We start from the raw sequence: 25,109 nt of genomic DNA, 5'->3' as shown, positions 1-25,109 counted from the left end.
GCTGATTTCATTGCAAATCCTGCTCTATTTAATACTTAAAACTGTATTTACCTTCTCATCCTGCTTATATTCAATCGTCACTTTCTGTCCCGGCTCATAGCGGATGACATCAATAAAGTCTACTACCGACACATCAAAAATCTCCTCTGATTCTTCCAGAAGAATATAGTAATGTGAGTTTCCTTCCACGACTCCCTGTGCAATCTTCGCAATGGTTCCTTCCATCGTCTGTACTTCTCGCTTGTCTTCCTCTTCCTTGATCACACCATCCGTCAGAAGAAGTTCATTGTATTTTTCCTCACACTGGCTTACCGTATCTCCGATTGCTACAAGCTGATATTTCTGTACATTTACCATCGCATACTTCTTAACAAGGCCCGCATCATCTTTTAATGCGATAAAATAAGTCGGCTCTCCGGAGAGATTTAAAAGAAGCGGGAAAGTCGCCTTGTATTTCAAGTTCTGTACCTGACCTTCTGCAGATGACATTGCAGAAGCCTCTGTAGCACCTTCGATCGGATAAAATTTTGTTTCCATTGTTCTCTGGTTCATCAGAACAAATCCGACGTTGGACTGGTCACCACTCACGGATGTCACACCCGTATATACCCATACATCGTCATCGATCGCAAGATAGTTATATCCTTCTGTCGTCTTCAGGCAGTCTTTCTGTCCAAGCACACTGTTCAAAAATCCATGCTTCAGCGCTCCATAGTAATCATAAAGCTGTACAAGAAGATCAGAAGAATATGCACGGTCAATCCACTTCGGCACATCATCGATCGCATAGTCTTTCGTCTCTCCTGTCACTGCATTACACAGTACAACTCTTCCAACTGTCTCTCCTCCAAACAGACCAATGTTAAACTTCTTCACCGGGCATACCCAGTATGGAACTCCGTCATCATCTGTCTCAAAACTTAACTGGTCAAAAATATAAGTCGGATAATTGAAGCGCAAATGTCTGTAAATGTTCCGGTTAAAATATTCGCTTGTAGAATACTTGATACCTTTTTCTAATTTTACAAGCTCTGTAGACTGTGTGGCCATATCAATACGGACATACGCCGGGATTCCTTCAGACTGATTCGTGATCCATTTAATACCACTGGCATATTTGAGCGGAGAAACACGTACCGGTCTTCCTTGATAGTTGATCTGGCTGTAAATATCATCCACCTCAAATTGAGATACCATATCTACCATACTTCCCATCTTTCGATTTCCGAGAAGTGTTGCAGACTCTTTGTCAAGCAGCGGGATTTGATCAAAGGAAAGTTCTTCGATATCCTTTGTAAATTCTCCCTCCTCTACTTTAAGAAGCTTCTGATACTTCTTCGCATTTACAATCGGAGAAGAAAGTAACGCTCCCACAAGATACACAACAACAACTGCTGCCAGTACAAATAGAATCGCCTTCATCCCTTTACTCGTCTTAATCTCATCTGGACGAAGCCGTTTCTTCCACGCGTAGATCAGCGCAAGAACTGCAACTAAAATCCCAATAAAGAACCAAAAATCACGAGAGTGGATATTGATTGCCGGCAGTGTAAAATAGTAATACAAAAATGCAACAATCGCAAGCACAATCGCTCCAATTATTTTTGCCTTTGCTTTTTTCATAACATCCTCCATTTTCTATATATCAATAAGTTATAATGAACAGTATAATACAAAAATATCATCAGCGCAAACAATGTCTGATGATATTTTATAAACTTCTTATAAACAATAGAATCTAGAAATGTTTTCTCCAGAAACTTGGAGAACAAATCATAAGAAACGGGAAGATTTCAAGCCTTCCGATCAGCATATCCATAGAAAATACAATTTTAGATAACACCGAGAAAGACTGGAAGTTTTCTATCGGACCTACTCTTGAAATTCCCGGACCTACATTGCTCAATGTAGTCAGCACTCCCGATATGGTTGTTGCAAAATCAAAATTATCAAGTGCCACAAGAAGCACAGAAATTCCAAATACAAATACATATGCACTAAAATATGCATACACCCCTTGCAACGTCTCATTGCTGATTTTCTTTCCATTTACTTTTACAACATTAACCGATTTCGGATGCAACATTCCTTTCACCTGCTTCAAAATACTTTTCCACAAGATCAAAAATCTGGACACTTTCACTCCACCTCCGGTAGAGCCGGCACATGCACCAATCACCATAATGAGAAGCAAAATACATTTTGACAATTCCGGCCACAAATTAAAGTCTGCCGTGGCAAATCCTGTCGTTGTAATAATTGATGCAACCTGAAAAATCGAATATCGGAAAGCTTTTAACGGTTCTTTGTAAATAGAGAGAACATTGCAGGTGATCACCAAAGTTGCCGCCACTATAATTCCCAGATATGCTCTGACTTCCTCATTTTTCCAGACAGATTTTACATCTTTTATTAAAAGAAGAAAATACATATTAAAGTTGATTCCAAACAGGATCATAAAAACGGTGATCACCCCGTCAATATAAGCACTGTCATAGTAGGCAACGCTGCTGTTATGATTTGCAAATCCTCCGGTTCCTGCGGTACTAAAGGAGTGAATGATACTATCATATAAGTTCATTCCTCCCGCCAGAAGGAAAATGATCTCCGCGACAGTGAGTGCCAGATACATTGCATATAAAAGCTTTGCGGTCTCTCGCGCTTTCGGAACAAGTTTATCCGCTTCTGGTCCTGGAACTTCTGCCCGCATTAAATGCATAGAACTTTTATCATCCAGAGAAGTCACTACCATAACAAACACAAGTACACCCATTCCACCAATCCAGTGCGTCAGACATCTCCAGAAATTCATTCCATAAGAGAGCGCCTCTATATCTGTAAGAATGGTAGATCCTGTCGTCGTAAATCCAGATACGGTCTCAAACAGAGCGTCCACATACGATGGAATCTCTCTTGATAAATAAAATGGAAGTGCTCCGAATACAGACCACAATATCCATGCTGCGGCTACGATCACAAGCCCGTCCTTCCCATAGATTCTTCCATTTTCTGGTTTTTTTCTACCAAAGAGAAGGAAAAAGACACACAGCACAGCGCTTGTAATCCCAAATGCTGCCATGTCTGAAGTTTCCCCATAAATCAAGGATACTGCTGCCGGGATACAAAGTACAAGTGCTTCCACCCCCAACATTTTTCCTAATACATAAGCTGTCATTTTGTAATTCATTTTTCTTCCACCACTACACTAAAATATCATGAAAATCCTGTACTTTGCATTTCAATGTAATTACGATCACACTATCCCCGATCTGGAGGCAATCCTCTCCTCCGGGAATAATAATTTTTCGATTCCTTACAATACATGCAATCAGCACATCTTTCTTAGTTTCCAGGCTCTTCAGTGGTACTCCCACATAGGAGGTCTGTTTTTTTATAATAAATTCCAGTGCCTCAACACGATCATCTACAAGATGGTACATTGCCTCAATATTGGCACTGCGGATTGAATTCTGGCGTGCGCGCACATAGCTTAAAATTGCATCGGCAGTCGCAGATTTTGTAGATACAATGCTGTTGATCCCAAATCCTGCCACCATCTCTGCCCTGGAATCTTCATTGACTTTCGCCACAATCTTTGGAACTCCCTGCTGTTTTGCAAAAAGTGCCATGATGATATTCTCTTCATCCATTCCCGTAAGTGCAATAAAGGCATCTGCATCACCGATTCCCTCTTCGATCAGAAGTTCATTATCCGATCCATCCCCATGAATAATAGTAGCTTCCGGAAGCGCCTCACACAGTCCTTCACTCTTTGCCAGGTCTTTCTCTATGATCTTTACCTGCATTCCAAGCTTCGTCAACTGCTTCGCGAGATAGAATCCAACTCTTCCTCCTCCGCAGATCAATACCTTTTTGATTTTATTTTTACGATTTCCAATTTTTTTAAAGAAAATTTCCATCTCTCGATGAGATGCCGCTATGTGAAGCCTGTCTCCTGGCTGCAGGACAAATTCCCCATCCGGAATATAAACCTGTGTTCCTCGCTGTACTGCACAGATCAAAACTTTAATCTTATACTTTTTATAAAATTCTGCAAGGGATATTCCAGTAATCGAGCTTTCCTGCTGAAGCGGAAATTCTACCAGTTCCACTCTTCCTTTTGCAAACGTTTCCACCTTACTTGCAACCGGGAAGATCAGTACTCTGGAAATCTCATTTGCAACTGTCAATTCAGGGTTTACTGCCATACTTAAATGCAGATCTTCCTTCAAAATATCAAGCTGCTGCAGATAAACCGGATTTCTTACACGGGCAATCGTATGTCTGGCTCCCAGCCTTCTGGCAATCAGACAACTTAACATATTCAGTTCATCCGTAGACGCACAGGCAATCACCAGATCTGCGTGGGGTACATCCGCCTGCTTCTGCACTTCTGCACTGACTCCATCTCCAGTGATACAGAAAATGTCCAGCCTGTTGATGGTCTCTTTCAATTTTCCCTCATTTGGATCGATCAAAACGATGTCATAATTTTCTTCAGAGAGTTGTTTTGCAAGCTTAAAGCCCACTTTCCCATCTCCTATAATTACAATTTTCATCGCACTTTCCTCTTTTCTCACATTACTTTTTCATTTTGTAAATTACTCATTGTCTAAACCGATAATCAGCATGCAAATTATAACACTTTCTATTAGAAAGTCAAGGGAAATCTTTATGTAATTTTAATGTATTTTTACATATTTTTATTTTCTTTTAATATCCCTCTCAGCCATCTCTTCACAGCATACAAAACCCAAGAAGATGTACCATATTTTTCAAGAGACTATTCTCTGATTTTCAGATACAAAAAGACAGAGAATCCGGGACTGCTTCCGCCGTCTCAGACTCTCTGCCAGTTCCGTGATAGATTTCTATTTCTATCACTGCTTTCCTATTTTATATACAATCTACTCTTCCGCTGCGCGCTTTGCGATTTCTTTCTCTTGTACATCAGAAGGCGCCTGCTCATATCTTGCAAATTCATACTCATAAGTTCCGCGTCCTCCGGTCATAGAACGAAGCACTGTGCAATATCCGAACACTCCCGTCATCGGAATATCCGCCTCGATGATCTGTTTTCCACCCTGCACTGGTGTCATTCCGAGTACACGTCCGCGACGTTTGTTCAAATCTCCCATGACATCCCCAGTGTACTCATCCGGCACAGTCACTTTCAATGTTGCAATAGGCTCTAAGAGAACCGGAGAAGCCTCCATGATTCCTTTCTTAAACGCCTGCATGGTCGCAGTCTTGAATGCCATCTCAGAGGAGTCAACCGGATGATAAGATCCATCATACAGCGTTGCTTTCACACCGACTACCGGATATCCTGCAAGAGGTCCCTTGCCTACAGATTCCTGAAGACCTTTTTCGACTGCCGGGAAATAATTCTTCGGAACTGCTCCCCCTACGACTGTCTCCTCAAAAATATATGGTGTCTCCAGGTCGCCTGATGGTTCAAATTTCATCTTGACATGTCCATACTGACCATGTCCACCGGACTGTTTCTTATATTTTGTATCGATATCGGAAGTCCTACGGATCGTCTCACGGAATGCAACTTTCGGTGTCTCCAGCGTAACCTCTACTTTATAGCGGTTTGCCAGTTCGCTGACGATGACTTCCAAATGTTGCTCACCCATACCATAGAGAAGTGTCTGATGATTTTCACTGTCGTTAACTACCTTGACAGTCACATCTTCTGCCATGATCTTTGCCAGCGCCTGAGATACTTTATCCTCGTCTCCTTTCGATTTTACAACATATTTCATATATGTATACGGAACAGAATGATCTGTCTTTGGATATACAACCTGCGTATTCTTAGTGGCAAGCGTGTCTCCGGTTCTAGTCGCACTTAATTTTGCGATGGCACCGATATCTCCCGCATGCAGCTCCTGCACTTCTACCGGCTTATTTCCCTGCATGGTATATAATTTTCCTGGTTTTTCTTCTGCATCTGTACTCGTATTATACAGAACGTCCTCTCCTTTTAAAACACCAGAGCATACTTTGACAAACGAATATTTTCCGATAAAAGGATCCACCATGGTCTTGAAGACATAGGCTGTCTTTGCCTTTGCAAAGTCATAATTTGCTTCATAGATCGCCTTTGTCGTACGGTTAAATCCAACACACTCTCTCTTATCCGGGCTTGGAAAAAACCTTACGATATCTGACAGAAGGTTGGCCACTCCCTGTGCCATCGTATTAGATCCCATTCCAACCGGAACAATACTTCCATCCATCACATTTACTCTAAGCGCAGAACGAATTTCTTCTACGGAAAATTCTTCTCCTGCAAAGTAACGCTCCATCAAGTCTTCACTTGTCTCGGCAACTGTCTCTAACAATGTGTCTCTGTATATTTTAAGGTTTGGCAGACAATAATCTGGAATCTCACATTCTTCTCGCTGTCCAATGCCCGTATATCTTCTTGCTGCATTCTTGATGACATTGACATATCCTACCAGCTGTTCGTTCTCTCTGATCGGCTGGAAATGCGGTGCAATAACCTTTCCATATCTCGCTGTCAATTCTTCCACAACATTACGGAAACTCGCATCATCCATATCCATCTCCGTCACATAGACCATACGAGGCAGATTATACTTATCACAGAGCTCCCATGCCTTTTCTGTTCCGACTTCCACACCTGCTTTTCCTGATATAACAATGACAGCCGCATCCGCTGCACTGACCGCCTCTTCTACTTCCCCGACAAAGTCGAAATATCCCGGAGTATCAAGCACATTGATCTTTGCCTTTTCCCATTCAATCGGATATAACGTTGTATGGATGGAAAATTCTCTCTTCTGCTCTTCTTTATCAAAATCGCTGAGCGTATTGTGATCAGAAATCTTTCCCATACGGTTGGTCACCCCTGATACGAAAGCCATCGCTTCCACTAAGCTTGTTTTTCCACTGCCGCCATGTCCAAGTAACACGACATTTCTAATTTCATCCGTTCTGTAAACCTTCATATTGCTGCCTCCTTCTAGCACGTTTTTGTCATGTGTATATTGTACTAAAAAAATATATAAATTACAACTCTTTTATGTAATTTATACAAATTTTATACAATATATTCTTTTTCACTTTAAAGCATCATAGCTTTGACAAATATGAAAAAATAGCTTACAATAATTCATATAAAATTTTCTGATTGATATATACTGGAAGGACATATGAAATATGAAAGAAAAAATTGGTTTTATCGGACTTGGACTGATTGGAGGATCGATCGCAAAGGCAATCCGGCAATACTATCCGGACTTTGAACTGGTCGCATTTGATAAGCAAAAAGAAACACTGGCACTCGCTGCCCAGGAAGGCATCATCGACACCGCATGTTCTTCGATCAACGACAGCTTTTGCAACTGCACATATCTGTTTCTATGTGCTCCTGTCGCCTATAACAATGCCTATTTGGCACAATTGAAAACCTATCTGCACGAAGGCTGTATTCTGACAGATGTCGGCAGCGTAAAGAATTCTATCCACGAAGCAGTCAAAAAGCTCGAGCTGGAAGAATATTTTATCGGCGGACATCCGATGGCCGGTTCTGAAAAGAGCGGATTTGCAAATGCAAAAGCAATTCTAATTGAAAATGCATATTTTGTCCTGACTCCGTCAGAAAAAGTCTCGCAGGAGAAAGTAACTGCTTACAAAGATTTCATCGCCTCCTTGAAAGCAATCCCGATTATTATGAATGCCAAGGAGCATGATTTTGTCACCGGAACGATCAGCCATCTGCCCCATATCATTGCTTCTGGTCTAGTAAATTTTGTAGAACAGACGGATACGGCAAATGAATATATGAAACTGCTTGCCGCCGGAGGATTTAAGGATATTACGCGAATTGCCTCATCTTCTCCTACTATGTGGCAGCATATTTGTCTAAAGAATCACAAACAGATTTCTGAGATTCTGGATGCTTATATTCATCTCCTGATTGAGACAAAGAAGTCTGTAGAAACCTGTAATACCGAGCAGCTTTATGACTTCTTTGACCGCGCAAACAACTACAGGAATTCTATTCCGGACAGTTCCTTTGGCTGTATCAAAAAGGAATTCGTTATTTACTGTGATATTATTGACGAAGCCGGCGGAATTGCAACCATTGCAACCATCCTCGCTTCCAACCATATCAGTATAAAAAATATCGGAATCATTCACAACCGAGAGTTTGAAGAAGGTGTTCTTCGCATTGAATTTTACGAAGAACTCTCCTCACAGAAAGCAGTGAAACTTCTTCAGAAGTATCGCTATATTGTATACGAAAGATAATACTTGGTATGGAGAAACGCACTTCTCCTTTTTCACTCAGATTCATACCTAAAATTTTTGAAACATTTTCTTTCAGAAAGGATTTACAATGGAACTTAAACCTACAACAAAACTACGAGGAACCGTTACTATTCCGGGAGATAAATCTATCTCTCACCGTGCGGTGATGTTTGGAGCACTTGCAAATGGTCTGACAGAAATCCACGGATTTCTTCAAGGGGCAGATTGCCTTGCCACCATCGATTGCTTTGCACAAATGGGAATTTCTATCGAAAACAATCAAGATACCGTGCTTGTCCACGGAAAAGGACTCCGTGGACTTCGCCGTCCATCTTCTGCTCTGGATACAAAGAATAGCGGCACAACGACAAGACTGATTTCCGGTATCCTAGCCGGACAGCCTTTTGAGACGACACTTTCCGGAGATGCTTCTCTCAACACAAGACCGATGGGTCGGATCATCACCCCACTCTCCATGATGGGAGCAGACATCACAAGTCTTTCCGGCAATGGGTGTGCCCCTCTTCGAATCCGCCCTGCTGACTTGCATGGAATCTCTTACTCTTCCAACATTGCCTCCGCGCAGGTAAAATCTGCTATACTTCTTGCCGGTCTATATGCAGACAGTGAGACATCCGTAACAGAGCCGGAACTGTCTCGTGACCATACCGAACGTCTGCTGCGGGCATTCGGTGCGGAGCTTACAAGCACAAAAACAGATGCCGGAGCTGTTTCTATGATCCAGCCATGCAACGAACTTTTTGGTCAGAAAATTTTTGTACCTGGCGACATTTCTTCCGCAGCGTACTTTATCGCTGCCGGACTGCTTGTCCCACACTCCGAGATTGTTATAAAAAATGTCGGAATCAATCCGACACGCGCCGGGATCTTATCTGTCTGCGAGGCTATGGGAGCAGATATCACCTACCTTTCCAAGACCAATGACGGCGGAGAACCTACTGCTGATCTCCTTATCCGCACAAGCGAACTTCACGGCACCGTCATTGAGGGTTCCCAGATTCCGACACTCATTGATGAAATCCCGATGATCGCTGTTCTTGCTGCCTGCGCGGAAGGGACAACTATCATCCGGGATGCTGCCGAACTGAAAGTCAAAGAAACGAACCGGATTGACACCGTGACAGAAAATTTAAAGAAAATGGGGGCAGATGTCACACCAACTGACGATGGTATGATCATCCGTGGAAAGACACCCCTTCACGGTGCTGTGATAGACAGCTATTTCGATCATCGGATTGCCATGGCATTTTCGATTGCAGCACTGGTCGCAGACGGAACAACCACTATCCAAAACAGTTCTTGTGTGGATGTCTCCTACCCAGATTTTTATAGAACACTTTATCATTTAAGAGAGGAAAACTAATATGAGACGTGATAAAATCAACTACTACCTTGACCTTGCAGAAATGGTATCTCAGCGCTGTACCTGTCTGCGAAAACACTATGGCGCAGTCATCGTAAAAAATGATGAAGTGATCTCCACCGGATATGCCGGTGCCCCTCGCGGTCGTAAAAATTGCACAGATATCAATATGTGTATCCGCGAAAAATTAAAAATCCCAAGAGGAGAACGCTACGAATTATGCCGCAGTGTACACGCAGAAGCCAACGCGATCATCAGCGCCTCCCGCGATAAAATGATTGGAAGTTCTTTATATCTTACCGGAATCGACATGAAGACGAACGACTATGTCGAAAATTCTAACAGTTGTTCCATGTGCAAAAAAATGATCATCAATGCCGGAATTGACAAAGTATACATCCGCGACACCAAAGATGACTACCGGGTCATCGACGTGGAAGAATGGATTGCACACGATGAATCTTTAGACGGCTCTTATGGATACTAATCATTCCCAGAATCTGGAAAGAAGGTGTTCTTCTATGACACGTGAAGAATTATACGCATCAATCTATACACACGATACCATTTATCTTCCTCCTTGGGAGGAACAGTCTGCCCCGCTGGAAGTAGCGCTCGGATGCAGCTGGGGAAAATGCCGGTTCTGCGACTTTGCCAAAGATACATTTTCCCTTCACTCCGATGAAAAAATCGAGGAAAATCTAAAAATACTTTCAAAACTCCAACCCGAGAATCCCCGTGTCTTTTTCCTTGGAGAAAATGCATTTGTCATCGAGAGTGAGCGCCTGCTGCGCCTGTTCTCCCTTGTGCGGACCTACATGCCACAAGTAAAAAAATTTGCAATGTATTCGCGCATTGACGATGTACTTCGAAAGACTCCTGAGGAACTGGAACTGCTCAAAAAAGCCGGACTCTCTGACCTGCATCTTGGTCTGGAGTCCGGCAGCGATCCAATTCTTGATGTAATGAATAAAGGTGTAACTTCTGCCGATATGCGCAAAGGTTTTCACATGCTGGATCGTGCCAGGATCGGATATTATGTCACCGTCATTCTCGGTCTTGGAGGTCGCACGTTCTCGAGACTTCACGCAATTGAAACTGCAAAATTTTTAAATACGATCCATCCAAAAGATATCTGGTGTCTGAAGCTTCACCTGTTCCCGGGTACTCCTCTGTATCGCGAGAGTAAACGAGGACATTTTGATCCAATGACACCTGAAGAAATACTCAGAGAAGAGTATCTGCTTCTTGAAAATCTCACAGTAAAAGATTGTCTTTTTGAAGATACGACTGTTTTAAACACTTACACGCTGCGCGGAAGACTTCCGGAACAAAAAGAAGAACTGCTGCGCGCGATGGAATACTTATCTCAGATGGCAGACACATAGAATACTCTTCTATAAACAAAGAATCTCGTAAGCGAGATTTTCCATGTAATAAAAACATACTCCCTTCCCGGCGATAAGCTTGGCTGTTCCTTATCTGCCCGGAAGGGAGCATATCATTTTCTTTTCAAAAGCTCTCTTATTCTGTTTTCTCTTCTTACTTTCTCTTTCTTCAGATTAGTTTTTCTCTGCACTTTGTGCCAATAAAAATTCTGCAATCAGATCAATACAGCCCTGTACATCTTTCAGATCTGCAACTTCCGCCGGCGTATGCATATACCGCAGCGGAATCGATACCAGCACCATCGGAACCCCCTGATTTGAGAAATGAATCTTATCCCCATCCGTATAACTCAAACGACTTGCTGCCTCGATCTGCACTTCAATTCCAGCTTTTTCCGCGCAGGCTTTCATCTGTTCATTCAATTTCTTAACAACAATTGGGCTGTTGCACAATACCGGTCCCCCGCCAAGCACAACAGTTCCTGCATCTGCCGGATTCATTCCTTCATAATCGCTTGTATATGTCACATCAACAACTACTGCCAGGTTCGGACGGATTCTTGTGCTTGTCCAATAAGCACCACTCTTTGTCGTCTCTTCTCCAACTGTCGATGCCGCATAGACCCCCGCCTTGCATCCTCTCTCTTTCGCTTTTCTCAATGCTTCCATGATAATAAATACACCAATTCTGTCATCCAACGCTCTCGCAGTGATTCTTCCATTTGCCATTCTGCGAATCTGTGTATCAAGAACGACCGGATCTCCGAGGCTTACATAACGAAGAGCATCCTCTCTATCCTTCGCTCCAATATCAATCCGAAAATCTGATGTTTTTAGGTCACTTTTCTTTGTTAACTCCCGGCAAGCTTCAACCGCACCGTAGATGATTCCATTTGCAGTCTTAATCTGAACTTGCTGTCCAAGATACGTTCCCAGAATGATTCCACCACGGTCAATCACCTGAATCCTACCATCTTCTGTAATATTAGAAATCATAAGACCAATCTCATCGGCATGCGCAGAAAGCATGATCCGTTTTTCTGCTTCCGGATTGATCACACAGATCAGATTACTCATCTCGTCTCGCCTAATCTCATCTACACAATCACTCATCTGTGCTTCTACTACATTTTGTACCGGCTCTTCATAACCAGATACTGATATTTCACTTAAAAGTTGCTCTAAAATTTTTTCATTCATACATTCTACCTTCTTCACTCTTCCTCATTCTCTCTCCACTGCACATTTTACAAAACCGCTTTATTTTTTCCCACACTATCCCGAAGCACAAGTTCTGCCGGAATAGATATATGCATACTAATCTCTCTCTCTGTGCTGATTCTCTCTGCCAGAAGAGTCACAGCTTGTTCTCCCATGAATTTCATATAAACATGCACTGTCGACAATGGTGGAATCATATATTTTGCCATTGAAATATCATTAAAGCCAATGATACTAATATCTTCCGGAATATGAAGCCCCTTCTCCTGCACCGCTTTGTAACATCCAACTGCCAGAGAATCATTGGCTGCAAAGATCGCTGTCGGACGATCTTCTAATTCCAGCAACTCCTTCATCAGACGATAGCCATGTTTTGGAGTATAGCCTCCAATCTTAATATAACTCTCCTGAAACAATCCCTTCTCCTGCATATATGTCTGATAGGCAATTAGTCTCTCATCGATTACTTCATTTCCATCGGAATCAACTTCATCCCCACCAATAAATGCAATTTTCTGATGACCATATTTCAAAAAGCAATCGAGTACCTTATGGACAGACCTTTTTGTATCTGTGACAATCGAATCCCAGATTTCTCTCTTTGCTGCGGCATCCACAAGAACCACCGGCTTACCAAATGATGCAATGTGATCAACCATGGACTTACTGAATGTTCCAAGGCAAATCAAACCATCTAGCGCTGCCACTGCTTCTGCCTGGTCTGTATTTCGTATCTGATATTTCTTGAATCCTTCTCTTTCAATTTTATTTTCAATCGCTACCCGTACAGACAAATAGAACGTATCTTCAAGTTCTTCCTCCAGAGAATAAGAACAAAGAACACCGATTTTCAGTTTTTTCTTTCTCTTTTTCTTTCCTTTTATCGTATATTCCAGCTGTTCCGCCGCTTCGAATACTCTTTTCCTCGTTTCGTCCTGGACATTTAATGTTTCGTCATAATTCAGCACCCGTGATACTGTAGTTAACGACACTCCCGCCAGTTCTGCTATCTCCTTAATCGTTGCCACGTAATCCATTCCTCCATCCGTTAACACTCTCAATAAAAACAATTTTTTTGCTTTTTTCCAAAAAAATTATTTTTAATAGTATTATTTTATCATACCTGTTTTTCATCCGCAAGTATCATCGGGTGCCACTGACAATCTTAAGATACTACCTCAAGAAGGTCTGCAAAAGATTTTAAATTATATGTACCCATTCCACATGCGACAGCATCTCCAATCGCCGCACAGTCCATCTTCCCTGCAATTGCTGCCTCAAGCCCTGCCTTTGCATCTTCTACGACGAGACAATCCTCCGGTTTTTCTCCGACAAATTCTGCCGCCTTTAAAAATACCTCCGGATCCGGTTTCGAATTTGTGATATTATTTCCATCAGATACAGCATCGAAGAAATTGCCAAGTCCAAGTCTTTCCAATATAAAACCAGCATTTTTACTGGAAGAACCGATTGCCAGCTTCAACCCATACTCCCGCAATCTTTCCAGCGTGCTTTTCACTTCTGCAGTCAGGTCTTTCTCCGACATATTTTTCAGAAGTTTTTTGTACACTTCATTTTTCTTTGTTGTATAATGAATTTTTTCTTCCTCGGACATTTTCCCATTGTATTTTTCCAAAATAATCTCAAAACTCTCCATCCTGCTTACACCACGCAGACGATTGTTGATCATCTCATTAAATTCAATACCCAGTTCATCTGCGATTTCTTTCCACGCCTGATAGTGATACTTATCTGTATGGCAGATCACGCCATCCAGATCAAAAATAACTGCCTGATACTTCATACCATGTCCCTCTTTTCTTTTACTGTTTTTCTGTAATTTTCCCTCTTCATAATTCTTCTGTTATTTGTGTCCATTTCTTTACAGACATCCTATTTATTCTCAGCAAATTCTCTCTTTACTTTTATGTTTCTTCCTGCACTTCTGCAAGATTTGATATGATGACTGCTGCAAGAATGATCACACATCCAATCACCATCCGAAGTGTGATCTGCTCATGCAGAATGATGATGGAAAATAAGGTTCCAAACACAGACTCCATCGACAAGATAATCGCGGCCTTTGTCTCATCCACATGCTTTTGGCAGGCTGTCTGCAAAAGATAGCAGAGCGTTGTACTGACAACACCGAGATATAACACGCTGATCCATCCTTTCGTCGTCACTGCAAATTGTGTTTCTCCAAAGCAGAACATACTGATTACGGACAGCACAAATGCTGTCAGCATCTGAATAAAATTCAGAACAGTGGCACGATATTTCTTCACATAAATACTTGTAAAGAAAATCTGGAAGGCAAATCCAACCGCACAGATCAACGTGAGTGCATCCCCCAATCCCAATGTTAGATTTTTCTCCAAAGATAAAATGCCAACTCCAACTACTGCCATCACTGCCCCGATAATTCCTTTTACCCCAATTTTCTTTTTACAAATGATAAAGGCAATAAACGGAACCATCACCACATTGAGCGCTGTCAAAAATGCATTTTTTGACGGTGTCGTATACTGCAGTCCGATAATCTGTAATGCAAAGGCAGTAAAGAGGGCTGCACCCATCAGCGCCCCCGCCTTTACTTCCTGCTTTTTAATCCCCTTTAATCCTTTGATACTGATTGCTCCCATCATCACCGTTCCAAGGAAAAAGCGGATTGCCATAATCTGAAACGGAAGCAGACTCTCAAGCGCCATATCACTCGCCACAAAACCTCCGCCCCAGATGATAGTCACAACTACCAGCCCGGCAATTGCAAGATAATGATTCATATTGTTTCCTCCTAGACTCTCATAAGTTTTCCATTCACTTTTACATCTGTTTGTGCCCCTTCCAGCACTTTGACAGCTGCGTTATTCTTGGCATCAATACTGATTTCCAGCCAGGAATTTAAATAATGAATCCGGAAAGTCACTCCTTCCCATTCTTTTGGCATCTTAGGTGTAATATTTAAAATTCCATCTGCATCAATGGAAAGCCCCGCAAACCCAAATACAACTGTCTGCCATACACCTCCTGCATTTGCTGCATGGATTCCTTCCCTTGTATTCTTTTGGAGATTAATCAAGTCGATAAATGCCGCTCTTCTTAAATAACGGTATGCCTTCGTGTCATCCCCTACTTTCAACCCCATGATAGAATAAATGCTCGGGCTTAAAGAAGATCCGTGAAGTGTACGCTTCTCATAGTAGCTGTAATTTAACTTTGTCGTTTCTTCATCAAATTCTTCCCCCATCAAGTGCAAGAGCATGACAACATCCGCCTGCTTGATAATCTGAGTTTCCTTCGTCTTCATTGTCTTTAATTCAGCTGGTCTGATTGGCCAATCGTTCTTATCATACTCCTGAATCGTCACTTCCTGCAAGTCAAAATAACCTTCAAACTGCTCTAACAGTTGTGTTCCTTCTTTTCTCGGCAGATATATCTTACTTTGCACCAGATTCCACTCTTCTATTTCCTTCTCTGTCAGTGAAATCTTCTCTGCGATTCTGTCATAATCTTCTCTGTGATGCTCTTTTAAATCTTGGATCAGAGCTATTACATATCTTAAATTCCATTTTGCAAGGTAATTGGTATACACGTTATTGTCCACCGGTTCATGCCACTCGTCTGGTCCCGTCACTTTGCGGATCTCATAACGATCTTTTTCTGTAATATATTCACATCTGCTTGCCCAAAATCTTGCTGTTTCCATAAGAATCTCTCCTCCCTTTTTTAATAAGAAAGAAGTATCCTTTGTAATCTTCACATAATCGTAAATTCCATAGGCGACAGCAGCCGTCACATGATGTTCATAATCCGCTACATAACAGCGGTAGCAGGTTCCATCTGGTTCGATTGTCCAATCCGGACATTGCTCTGTTCCATCGTCTGCAGATTCCCACGGATACTGTGCGCCCTTGTATCCGTTCTTTGCCGCATTTGCGCGCGCAGCATCAAGAAGTCGATAGCGATAAGATTCCAGATTTTTTGCTGTTTTCGGAAAAACATAAGCAAAGAATGGAAGCATAAACAATTCGGTATCCCAAAAAGCATGTCCACCGTACTCCTCACCGTGAAGCAACTTTGCCCCTACATTCACACGATCATCATGCTCATTTCCTGTACTCATCAGATGAAAGATATTAAAACGCACTGCGCGATCCAAATCAAAATCTCCTTGAATCTGAATATCGGCTTCTTTCCACATCTCCTCGTACACTTTGAAATGCTCTGCCAGTTCCTGCTCAAATCCTCGCTCCACAAATGCATCAATCTCGTTTTTCACAGCACTGTGCAGCTCGTATTTTGGAAGATCCCGTTCTGTGTAAATACTTGCATATTTCGTAATTTCTGTTGTCACTCCCTGCTCTGCATCAAAATCTTGGAATTCTATGGTCTGTTCTCCAAACGCATAGAACTGTCTTGTCTTGATCACGCTCTTTCCGTTTCTCTCTGCATCAAGGAATGCACCGGTTCCTACATGAAGATGATTATCCCTTGTCGCACACTCAATATATACGCCGTTTTCCGTCAGTCTTTCATTTGCCACAAGATAAGTGTGTTTCACTTTAAAACGCGGCGCATCTGCGAAATTGATCACAGAACCATCCACAATGTTTTCGACTTCAATGATACCATCATAATTGATCGGAGTCACATACAGCTTAACTGCCATCCGGTGTACATTTGCCCGGCTCACAAAACGAATTCCTTCTACCAGTGTCTGCCTTCCCTTTTTATCTTCCAGAAGAAACCGCTTCACAAGCATCGCATGTTTCATGTCCAGTACCCGGCTAAATTCCAGAATACTGCAATTCTCGATCCCAATCAGTTCCTTCTCTACATACAATCTAATTCCAAGCCAGTTTGGAAGATTTGCCAGTTCCCGCATAAATGTCTCGGATTTGTCAAACACACCATTGACAAATGTACACGGAAGACTCTTCACCGTCCCTTCCTCATAGCTTCCTCTTGTCCCCAGATACCCGTTTGTCAGACAGAACAGACTCTCATAGTTCAGATTCTCCGCCGCATCATATTCATCCTGGAGAATCAGCCATTCGTCACCACCCAGCAATGTCTGTAATTTCTCTGAAAATCTATCTCTTATCATCTTCCTTCACTCCTTTAGTCAAGATATTTTTTCTTTGCAGTCTCTTTTTCTGTTCCCGCTTCTATCATCTGCAGTGTAAATGCCATCGAAAAATCCTGGCGTTTTACTTTGGCACGTTCAATCTGCTCTTCTCCGCAACTGTTGCTTCCGAGTCCGGAATGTTTGTAATCTAGATGAATAATCACATTCTCTGCTTTCTCCATCTGCCATGCATGGCCGGCTTTTTCCAGACTCTCGTCCGTATAATTGGACAGATTCAATCCGAGCGGTGCTTCCATCATGCAAAGCATTGCATTTTTGCCATCTCCGATTGAGAACCATTTCACATCTTCCCGGTGTCCATTCTCCTGCGGATATACATAATTTGTCATCATACCGTCTACACCGCTCTTATAAATTCCCATAAAGGCAGCCTCTTTGCTGTCCACATAGTTTTCTCCAAATCCTCTTCCATACCACATCGCATTCTGAAGTTCTCTGTTTCCTTTCATCTGAACTCCAATACGCGGGAGAAATTCTGGTTCTTCTTTCCCATTCTGCACAGTCTTTGCGTTGAGTGTTACTTTCACTTGTCCGCAAGAATAGACTCTGTACTCATAGTCACATATAAATCCCCATGACTGATTATAACATCCAAAATACTTTCCAATCTCTACTGTCACACAATCTTCTTTTTCATGATAACGGAAGTATTCTGTCTGCTCACACGGTTTCTGAATAAAATATTTATTCATCCAGTCTTCTTTCTTGTACATATCGTTGTCAATTGTTGCACGGTAGACACTCATCTCTGGTCCTGCAGTTAAAAATTCTCTGCCATCAGCAGAAACAGAAAGTAATTTCCCAAATACTGAGTGGAACTGCACTGTAATCTTCTCATTTTGTACAGTCAGGATTCCTTCTTTTTCTGTCACCTTAAGTGCCTCTCCCTGCGGACGTTCTTCCAGTACTTCAGAGTGGATTTCCATCGGGAACTGCGCTCTTACAATTTCATGTCCTGCCGATGCATAAAGCGTTTTCTCTTTCTCACAGATAGAAATGTTTAGATAGTAGTCTACATTTTTCTCAGCCTCAAACGGTACATATGGAATCTGAATCTTTTGTGCCTCCTGAGGTTTTGCCGCAAGTTCTGTAATTCTTCCTTCCTGCACTGTCTGATCTTCTGCCTGAATCCACCATCTCAGTTCCAAATGGGATAGATTGCGGAAATCATAATAATTTTTCAGCTGGATTTCTCTATATTTTCCAGGTACTTTTGTCACTTCCACTGGTGCGATTACCTGCTTATATTCTGCCAATGCCGGGGACGGAGTGCGGTCTGGCATCAGAAGTCCGTCAATACAGAAATTTCCATTTGTCGGAAAATCTCCATAATTTCCTCCATAACGGTAATATTCATACCCATTCTCTTCCGTGTAGATTCCATGATCATACCATTCCCAAATAAATCCGCCCTGAAGTCTTTTATATTTCCGGAACAACTCCTGATGTTCTTTCAGACCTCCTGGTCCATTTCCCATCGCATGTCCGTATTCACACATCACATGCGGTTTATCTCCTTTGATTTTATATTCTGCAATCTCTTTGAGTGGTTTTAATCTTGTGTACATCGTAGAGTAAACATCCGACACTTCTGCCTCAAAGTCTCCCTCATAATGTACAAGTCTTGTATCATCCAATTCACGAATGGCTTCTGCTGCACTGCGAAAATTATGTCCAAAACTTGACTCATTTCCCATCGACCACATAATGATGCATGGATGATTGCGATCTCGTTTGACCATTCTGACACTCCGGTCCACATAAGATTTTTCCCACTCCGGATCATCTGTGATCCATTTGTAATTCCCTGTCCACTCAAATCCATGACATTCTAGATCCGCCTCGTCGATCACATACAATCCATATTCATCACACAGATCATAGAGATATTCATTTGCCGGATAGTGTGAGCACCGAACTGCATTGATATTGTGCTGTTTCATCAGAACAATGTCTGCCTTTGTCTGTTCATAGGTGACACATCTTCCTTCCTTTGGATTATAATCATGATGATTCACTCCATTTAACAGAATTACAGTATTGTTGACACGGAAATTATTGTCAATGATCTCAATTCTTCTAAATCCAGTTCTCACCTGCACTTCATGCTCTCCTGCTGAAACAGTCAACACATAAAGTTCCGGTGTCTCTGCTGTCCACGGTCTGATTTCCCCAACATTTTCTGACCAATTTGCCTTCTTTTCTTCTGTTCGGCATTCGCCCTCTGCGATTATCTGTCCGTCTTTTTCCAGTTTCCAAGTCAGTGTCACATTATGTTTTGTTTTTACAGAAACATTTAAAATTCCGTTTTTGTAACTGTCATCCAGTGTTCCTTCGACAGCACAGTCCAAGATACTGTTTTTTGGCTCATTGATCAGTTCTACATCCCGGAAAATCCCGGACATCCACCACATATCCTGATCTTCCAGATAGGTTCCATCCGACCATTTATACACTCGGACTGTAATGTCATTTTCTCCTTCTTTCACAAGTTCTGTGATATCAAATTCACTCGGAAGTCTACTTACTTTGCTATATCCTGCATGAACACCATTTACCCACACATCAAATGCACTGTCCACTCCGTGGAATTTTAAAATTGTATCATTTTTTATCCAGTTTTCATCCAGAACTATCGTTTTCTTATAAATTCCTGTCGGGTTTTCTGTCGGAACAAATGGTGGGTTAACCGGAAACAGATACAATACATCCGTGTAGTGCATATGATCGTATCCGCGTAACTGCCAAACGGATGGGACATCAATCTGATCCCATCCCTCTTTGCTTATTTCTTTATTCATAAACCCTTCAGGAGATAATTCCGGCGCTTCTAGATATAAAAAGTTCCACACTCCATTCAATGTCATTTTCGGAGCGGAATCCCGATAGAAGGCAGTTCTCGCTTCTCGTCTCCCGATCTGTTCTACTGCTATATCTTCCCATCTTTTTCTTTCTCGCCTTACCATGTATAAATCTCCTCGTCTTATCTTATTTTTCTTATGTTCGCAGGAAACTCCTCTTATTTTTGATACCTGGTTCCTTGTACCTGTTGCAAACAGGAATTCCTGCGACTCTATTTTCTTTTTTTCTTATTTAATCGAACCACTTGTACCTTCCACAATATACTTCTGTGCAAAAATGAAAATCAGAATCGGTGGAATGATCATGATAACGGTAATACAGAGCATCGGAATGATCTGTGTTTCATGTACTCCTTTAAAGGAAGCAAGTCCAAGCGCCAGTGTATATTTACTTCTATCCTGTAAGAAAATCAATGGGCCAAGGTAATCGTTCCATACACTAATCATATTGAGCACACCGACCAGAATTAAGGAAGGTTTCAAAATTGGCATAAAGATCTTCCAGTAAATCTGAAATGCATTCGCACCGTCAATTCTTGCTGCCTCCTCAAAATCTCTCGGCACTCCCATCAAGAACTGTCTCATCAGGAATATATAGTATGCCGATCCAAACCATGCCGGAATAATCAGCGGTTTCAATGTGTTGATCCATCCAAACATTTTAAACTCCATATACTGTGGGATCATTGTAACATCCCATGGAATCATCATTGTAGAGAGAAGGATCATAAAGAGAATATTCTTTCCCTTAAAATTGTATCTAGCAAATCCATATGCAACAAGTGAACAGGAAAGCACCTGACCTGCCGTTGTTCCGACTGTTACCAGTATAGAATTCAATAAATAAGTTCCGAAAGGCTGTGCCTCCCACGCCTCTTTAAAGTTTCCAAAAAGCCATTTTTCCGGAAAAAGCTTTGGCGGATATGCGATCGCTTCTGCCTCTGTCTTAAATGTTGTAAACAGCATATACACAAAAGGTGCCAAGAAGTAAACGGCAACAAGTGTCAGCAGTGCATAAATAATGACTTTTGATTTTTTTGACATTTTCATTACTTTCTACCCCCTCTTTTGTGTTTCTTCTGTTTTTTACTTCCTCCCGCCTCTGTCTCGTAAAATACCCATGCAGAAGAAGATTTAAATACAAGAGCTGTCAGAAGCAGAATGATAATAAACATAACCCATGCATTTGCACTGGCATATCCAAGCTTATGATGCTTAAACGCATTGTTATATGTATACAGCCCATAGAAATAAGTAGATTTCAGCGGACCTCCTCCTGTAAGCAGCATAACAAGTGTTACCTGCTGGAAGGAACTGATAATCGATGTAATCAGATTAAACAAAATCGTCGGTGTGATAATTGGCAGTGTAATACTAAAAAACTGTCTTGCCGGACTTGCTCCATCTATGGAAGCAGCCTCATACACATCAATCGGAATGTTTTTAATATCTGTATAAAAGATCAGCATCATTGTACCAACACCGAACGCACTGGCAAGTATTACCGCGAACAGTGCCCACGCAGGATCGACGAGCCATTTCGGTCCTTTGATTCCAAGAAGAGATAACAGATAGTTTAACACTCCATACTCTCCGTTTAAGATCCATCCCCAGATAATCGATGTTGCAACACCAGAGATTACTGCCGGAATATAGAAAATTGTACGATAAATCTTCACACCTTTGACCGGCTGTGTGATCAGCATTGCAAGAAACAATGCGATTCCCATGTTCAGTGGCACAAAGATTGCTGCATATTTCAAACTAATCGTCAGCGATTTCCAAAACTGCTTATCACTTGTGAACATCTCCATATAGTTGCCAAGTCCTCTGAATTCCGGCGTAGCCGTAAGAGGCCAGTCAAAAAAACTCATGATCAGAGATAAGATCAACGGTCCTACTGTAAACACTACAAATCCAATAATCCACGGCATAATAAACAGATACGGAGTTGCAGTTTTCAGAAATTTCTTTTGTTTCATTCTCTCTTTCCTCCCATTCGGGTTCCTTTATCATTATTTACTGCTGTGCGGCTTCATCTAGTACATCAGATGGTTTTTCCAACACACTCGGATTAAATACTTGTTCAAAAGATAAAGACAGACTTTCTGATAATTCTGACCATTCGTCAATAATAAAACTTGCAGGAGTATATCCGTCACTTTGTTCCAACATCGTGTAGAATGGTGCATACTGTGGTTGTTCCATAATTTTCTCTGATTCCACAACACTATTTAACACTGGAAGTTCCAGGCCGATTCTTTCTTTGTTCATCTCTTCGCTTGTCCAGAATTTTACAAATTCCCATGCCTCTTCTTTGTGTTTTGAATCTTTTGAAATTGAGATTCCCGAAGAACTAAGAATACTTACGGACGGATGATCTGCATCTGCAAATGACGGAATATTCACTACACCATAGTTCATGCCGTCTTCTTCCAGTGAATTAATCGCCCAGGATCCATATACATACATCGCTGTATTTCCCGCACGAAATTCATCCGTACCTGTTTTCTCTGTAGCAACTGCGTATTCTTCTTTTTCCATCTCCTGGAACATTTCAAATACTTCTTTTGATTTCTTAGAGTTCAGATTCTTCTCAAGATTGCCGTCTTCATCTGTGTAAGCTGCTCCATCACTCCACAGATACATTTCAAAATCATATGGATCCGGCTTCATCTGGAAGGAGAAACCTTTGACACCACATTTCTCATAAATGGTCTTTGCTGCTTTCTGAAGGTCATCCCATGTCCAGTCGTTTGTCGGTTCTTCAATTCCCGCCTCTGCAAATAAATCTTTATTATAGAATAATGCATGTGTTGTAAATCCTACTGGAATACCATAAGTTGTATCATCCAGTGAATTGTAATTCCACAATGTATCATAGAAATTAGATTTATAATCTTCCCCTTCTTTTTCGATATATGAGTCTAACGGTTCCAGCCCATCTGCATATGCAGGATAATTCCACATATACATCACATCTGGGGTATCTCCTGAACCCATACCCGCACTGATTTTCGTATCAAAATCACTTCCGTATGCCTCCAGCGTCACCTCAATATCATCATGCTCTGCATTAAACTGATCCACCAGTTTTTGCTGACGCTCTACATCCTCGGCAGTATCCCAGGAAGCAAAACGAATCTTCACTTTTCCGTCACTTGTCTCTTCTTTTCCTTCCTTGCTGCCGCAGCCACCTAAAATTGTCGTCGCTGTCATTGCCAAAATAAGCATTCCCACCAGTTTCTTTTTCATATCGTTTCCTCCTCGCTTTTTAATATGTGCTTATTATATTATTTACTTAGTAAAAAGTCAACATTTTTACTAAGTAAATAATATAATTTGTATATTTTACTTATTTTATATTTACATTTTTGTGTATTTTATACAATAAATATTGCATTTATTATGTTTATATGAATTTCAATCATGTTGTATCAATTTATTTTTACTGATTTCCTTAGCTTTTTTCACTGACCATTTTTCCATTTTAGGCAAAAGCAATAACACAAAAGGCACCCACTTTTTTATCGTGGATGCCTTTTCTTTATAATAGTTAATCATGGCGTAAGCAATATTTATTTGTTCAATCCCATTTCTTCTCTTACTTCGATGAAGCATTTTACAATGAAGTCGATATCTTCTTTTGTATGGCTTGCACATACCTGTGTACGGATTCTTGCTTTTCCCTTCGGAACTACCGGATAAGAGAATGCAACAACATATACCCCTTTTGCTCTCATACGCTCTGCAAATTCTGCTGCTGTCACTTCATCATATAACATTACAGGTACACATGGATGTGTTCCCATGATGATATCAAATCCGTTGTCTACAAGTTGTTTACGATAGTATGCTGTTGTTTCTTCTAAGTGGTCACGAAGTTCTGTACTTTCCTCTAACATATTGAACATTTCAATACTTGCACCTGCAATTGCCGGAGCAAGAGAGTTGGAGAATAAATACGGACGGCTTCTCTGACGAAGCAGATCGATGATTTCTTTTCTTCCTGATGTGTATCCGCCTGACGCTCCACCAAGTGCTTTTCCTAAAGTACCTGTGATGATATCCACACATCCTTCTACACCACAATGCTCTGCTGTTCCACGTCCGTGAGCTCCGACAAATCCTACCGCATGGCTGTCATCTACCATCACGAGTGCATTGTATTTGTCTGCAAGATCACATACACCTTTTAAGTTACAGATAATTCCATCCATAGAGAATACACCGTCTGTTGCGATCAGTTTAATTCTTGCTCCGGCTTCATCTGCTTCTTTCAATTTTGCTTCCAGATCTTCCATGTTATTATTTTTGTAACGGAAACGTTTTGCTTTGCAGAGACGTACTCCGTCGATGATAGAAGCATGATTTAATTCATCGCTGATAACGGCATCGTCTGCTGTTAAAATTGTCTCAAACAACCCACCATTGGCATCAAAACAAGAAGAGTAAAGAATCGTATCATCTGTTCCGAGGAATCCTGAAATCTTCGCTTCCAGTTGTTTGTGAATATCCTGTGTTCCACAGATAAAACGTACAGATGCAACTCCGTATCCTCTCTCATCGTATGTTCTCTTTGCTGCATCGATCAGTCTCTGGTTGTCTCCAAGTCCGAGATAGTTATTTGCACACATGTTGATAACTTCTCTTCCGTCCTCCAGTTTTACTTTTGCGCTCTGTGGAGAAACGATCGGAGCTTCTCCTTTAAATAATCCTGCTGCTTTAATGTCTTCTACTTCTTTTGTGTAGATACTTAAAATATCATTTTTACGTGCCATGTTGAAATCTTCCTTTCTTTCAGACAACTTTTT

Annotated in this window: 18 protein-coding genes; 4 read left to right on the top strand and 14 right to left on the bottom strand. The window is 41.4% G+C overall.

What is annotated here, in order from left to right:
- Nucleotides 1-24: 24 nt before the first annotated feature.
- From ACESPO_RS07895 to ACESPO_RS07880, 4 genes are all read right to left on the bottom strand, one after another.
- Complete coding sequence (locus ACESPO_RS07895; protein ID WP_016438443.1) at nucleotides 25-1,623, bottom strand: hypothetical protein; 1,599 nt, start codon at nucleotides 1,621-1,623, stop codon at nucleotides 25-27.
- Nucleotides 1,624-1,738: 115 nt separating this feature from the next.
- Entirely contained in the window at nucleotides 1,739-3,187 is a 1,449-nt protein-coding gene (locus ACESPO_RS07890) for a TrkH family potassium uptake protein (RefSeq protein WP_009262247.1), read from the bottom strand.
- A 13-nt stretch (nucleotides 3,188-3,200) separates the two neighbouring features.
- On the bottom strand, nucleotides 3,201-4,559 hold the full coding sequence (gene trkA / locus ACESPO_RS07885) for a Trk system potassium transporter TrkA (RefSeq protein ID WP_008975101.1): 1,359 nt from the start codon (nucleotides 4,557-4,559) through the stop codon (nucleotides 3,201-3,203).
- 348 nt (nucleotides 4,560-4,907) lie between these two features.
- Entirely contained in the window at nucleotides 4,908-6,983 is a 2,076-nt protein-coding gene (locus tag ACESPO_RS07880) for an elongation factor G (protein ID WP_336305241.1), read from the bottom strand.
- A 211-nt stretch (nucleotides 6,984-7,194) separates the two neighbouring features.
- Between ACESPO_RS07880 and ACESPO_RS07875 the strand changes: the two genes are divergently transcribed.
- From ACESPO_RS07875 to ACESPO_RS07860, 4 genes are all read left to right on the top strand, one after another.
- Nucleotides 7,195-8,289 (top strand): prephenate dehydrogenase, encoded by a 1,095-nt coding sequence (locus ACESPO_RS07875; protein WP_009262249.1) that lies wholly within the window; start codon nucleotides 7,195-7,197, stop codon nucleotides 8,287-8,289.
- Nucleotides 8,290-8,377: 88 nt separating this feature from the next.
- Complete coding sequence (gene aroA / locus ACESPO_RS07870) at nucleotides 8,378-9,673, top strand: 3-phosphoshikimate 1-carboxyvinyltransferase (protein WP_336305240.1); 1,296 nt, start codon at nucleotides 8,378-8,380, stop codon at nucleotides 9,671-9,673.
- A 1-nt stretch (nucleotide 9,674) separates the two neighbouring features.
- Nucleotides 9,675-10,160, top strand: coding sequence for a deoxycytidylate deaminase (locus ACESPO_RS07865; RefSeq protein ID WP_008975097.1), 486 nt, complete (start codon nucleotides 9,675-9,677; stop codon nucleotides 10,158-10,160).
- A gap of 34 nt (nucleotides 10,161-10,194) precedes the next feature.
- The gene (locus ACESPO_RS07860) at nucleotides 10,195-11,061 is read left to right on the top strand and encodes a B12-binding domain-containing radical SAM protein (protein WP_499788664.1); all 867 of its coding nucleotides are present in this window, start codon (nucleotides 10,195-10,197) and stop codon (nucleotides 11,059-11,061) included.
- 174 nt (nucleotides 11,062-11,235) lie between these two features.
- Here ACESPO_RS07860 and ACESPO_RS07855 read toward each other — a convergent pair whose 3' ends face one another.
- From ACESPO_RS07855 to ACESPO_RS07810, 10 genes are all read right to left on the bottom strand, one after another.
- Nucleotides 11,236-12,261, bottom strand: a complete 1,026-nt coding sequence (locus ACESPO_RS07855; protein ID WP_499788663.1) for a M20/M25/M40 family metallo-hydrolase — start codon at nucleotides 12,259-12,261, stop codon at nucleotides 11,236-11,238.
- 47 nt (nucleotides 12,262-12,308) lie between these two features.
- Nucleotides 12,309-13,310: a LacI family DNA-binding transcriptional regulator gene (locus ACESPO_RS07850; RefSeq protein ID WP_008975094.1), complete on the bottom strand. Its 1,002-nt coding sequence runs from the start codon at nucleotides 13,308-13,310 to the stop codon at nucleotides 12,309-12,311.
- A 137-nt stretch (nucleotides 13,311-13,447) separates the two neighbouring features.
- On the bottom strand, nucleotides 13,448-14,086 hold the full coding sequence (gene pgmB / locus ACESPO_RS07845) for a beta-phosphoglucomutase (protein WP_120105342.1): 639 nt from the start codon (nucleotides 14,084-14,086) through the stop codon (nucleotides 13,448-13,450).
- A 121-nt stretch (nucleotides 14,087-14,207) separates the two neighbouring features.
- A complete protein-coding gene (locus ACESPO_RS07840; protein WP_120105341.1) occupies nucleotides 14,208-15,068 on the bottom strand; it encodes a DMT family transporter in 861 nt (286 codons plus the stop codon).
- 11 nt (nucleotides 15,069-15,079) lie between these two features.
- Complete coding sequence (locus ACESPO_RS07835; RefSeq protein ID WP_120105340.1) at nucleotides 15,080-17,392, bottom strand: glycoside hydrolase family 65 protein; 2,313 nt, start codon at nucleotides 17,390-17,392, stop codon at nucleotides 15,080-15,082.
- 14 nt (nucleotides 17,393-17,406) lie between these two features.
- Nucleotides 17,407-20,400 carry a glycoside hydrolase family 2 TIM barrel-domain containing protein gene (locus tag ACESPO_RS07830; protein ID WP_336305237.1) on the bottom strand — a complete coding sequence of 998 codons (2,994 nt, stop codon included), beginning with the start codon at nucleotides 20,398-20,400 and terminating at the stop codon, nucleotides 17,407-17,409.
- A 123-nt stretch (nucleotides 20,401-20,523) separates the two neighbouring features.
- Nucleotides 20,524-21,345: a carbohydrate ABC transporter permease gene (locus tag ACESPO_RS07825; protein WP_008975088.1), complete on the bottom strand. Its 822-nt coding sequence runs from the start codon at nucleotides 21,343-21,345 to the stop codon at nucleotides 20,524-20,526.
- Complete coding sequence (locus ACESPO_RS07820; RefSeq protein WP_119988009.1) at nucleotides 21,345-22,277, bottom strand: carbohydrate ABC transporter permease; 933 nt, start codon at nucleotides 22,275-22,277, stop codon at nucleotides 21,345-21,347. The genes ACESPO_RS07825 and ACESPO_RS07820 overlap by 1 nt, the downstream gene beginning before the upstream one ends.
- Nucleotides 22,278-22,314: 37 nt before the next feature.
- On the bottom strand, nucleotides 22,315-23,550 hold the full coding sequence (locus ACESPO_RS07815) for an ABC transporter substrate-binding protein (RefSeq protein ID WP_499788662.1): 1,236 nt from the start codon (nucleotides 23,548-23,550) through the stop codon (nucleotides 22,315-22,317).
- 323 nt (nucleotides 23,551-23,873) lie between these two features.
- A complete protein-coding gene (locus tag ACESPO_RS07810) occupies nucleotides 23,874-25,076 on the bottom strand; it encodes a glycine C-acetyltransferase (protein WP_499788661.1) in 1,203 nt (400 codons plus the stop codon).
- Between the last annotated feature and the right edge of the window lie 33 nt (nucleotides 25,077-25,109).

It is taken from the genome of Coprococcus sp. HPP0074, assembly GCF_964238105.1.
GTDB lineage: Bacteria > Bacillota > Clostridia > Lachnospirales > Lachnospiraceae > Faecalimonas > Faecalimonas umbilicata.
The sequence above is the reverse complement of the archived record's forward strand: the minus strand, read 5'-3'. Positions and strand labels throughout refer to the sequence as shown.

Excerpts from the sequence above, each read along its gene's own strand:
- ACESPO_RS07895 (WP_016438443.1), bottom strand. The coding sequence starts at position 1,623 with ATGAAAAAAGCAAAGGCAAAAATAATTGGAGCGATTGTGCTTGCGATT.
- ACESPO_RS07890 (WP_009262247.1), bottom strand. The coding sequence starts at position 3,187 with ATGAATTACAAAATGACAGCTTATGTATTAGGAAAAATGTTGGGGGTG.
- trkA (WP_008975101.1), bottom strand. The coding sequence starts at position 4,559 with ATGAAAATTGTAATTATAGGAGATGGGAAAGTGGGCTTTAAGCTTGCA.
- ACESPO_RS07880 (WP_336305241.1), bottom strand. The coding sequence starts at position 6,983 with ATGAAGGTTTACAGAACGGATGAAATTAGAAATGTCGTGTTACTTGGA.
- ACESPO_RS07875 (WP_009262249.1), top strand. The coding sequence starts at position 7,195 with ATGAAAGAAAAAATTGGTTTTATCGGACTTGGACTGATTGGAGGATCG.
- aroA (WP_336305240.1), top strand. The coding sequence starts at position 8,378 with ATGGAACTTAAACCTACAACAAAACTACGAGGAACCGTTACTATTCCG.
- ACESPO_RS07865 (WP_008975097.1), top strand. The coding sequence starts at position 9,675 with ATGAGACGTGATAAAATCAACTACTACCTTGACCTTGCAGAAATGGTA.
- ACESPO_RS07860 (WP_499788664.1), top strand. The coding sequence starts at position 10,195 with ATGACACGTGAAGAATTATACGCATCAATCTATACACACGATACCATT.
- ACESPO_RS07855 (WP_499788663.1), bottom strand. The coding sequence starts at position 12,261 with ATGAATGAAAAAATTTTAGAGCAACTTTTAAGTGAAATATCAGTATCT.
- pgmB (WP_120105342.1), bottom strand. The coding sequence starts at position 14,086 with ATGAAGTATCAGGCAGTTATTTTTGATCTGGATGGCGTGATCTGCCAT.
- ACESPO_RS07840 (WP_120105341.1), bottom strand. The coding sequence starts at position 15,068 with ATGAATCATTATCTTGCAATTGCCGGGCTGGTAGTTGTGACTATCATC.
- ACESPO_RS07835 (WP_120105340.1), bottom strand. The coding sequence starts at position 17,392 with ATGATAAGAGATAGATTTTCAGAGAAATTACAGACATTGCTGGGTGGT.
- ACESPO_RS07830 (WP_336305237.1), bottom strand. The coding sequence starts at position 20,400 with ATGGTAAGGCGAGAAAGAAAAAGATGGGAAGATATAGCAGTAGAACAG.
- ACESPO_RS07825 (WP_008975088.1), bottom strand. The coding sequence starts at position 21,345 with ATGAAAATGTCAAAAAAATCAAAAGTCATTATTTATGCACTGCTGACA.
- ACESPO_RS07820 (WP_119988009.1), bottom strand. The coding sequence starts at position 22,277 with ATGAAACAAAAGAAATTTCTGAAAACTGCAACTCCGTATCTGTTTATT.
- ACESPO_RS07815 (WP_499788662.1), bottom strand. The coding sequence starts at position 23,550 with ATGAAAAAGAAACTGGTGGGAATGCTTATTTTGGCAATGACAGCGACG.
- ACESPO_RS07810 (WP_499788661.1), bottom strand. The coding sequence starts at position 25,076 with ATGGCACGTAAAAATGATATTTTAAGTATCTACACAAAAGAAGTAGAA.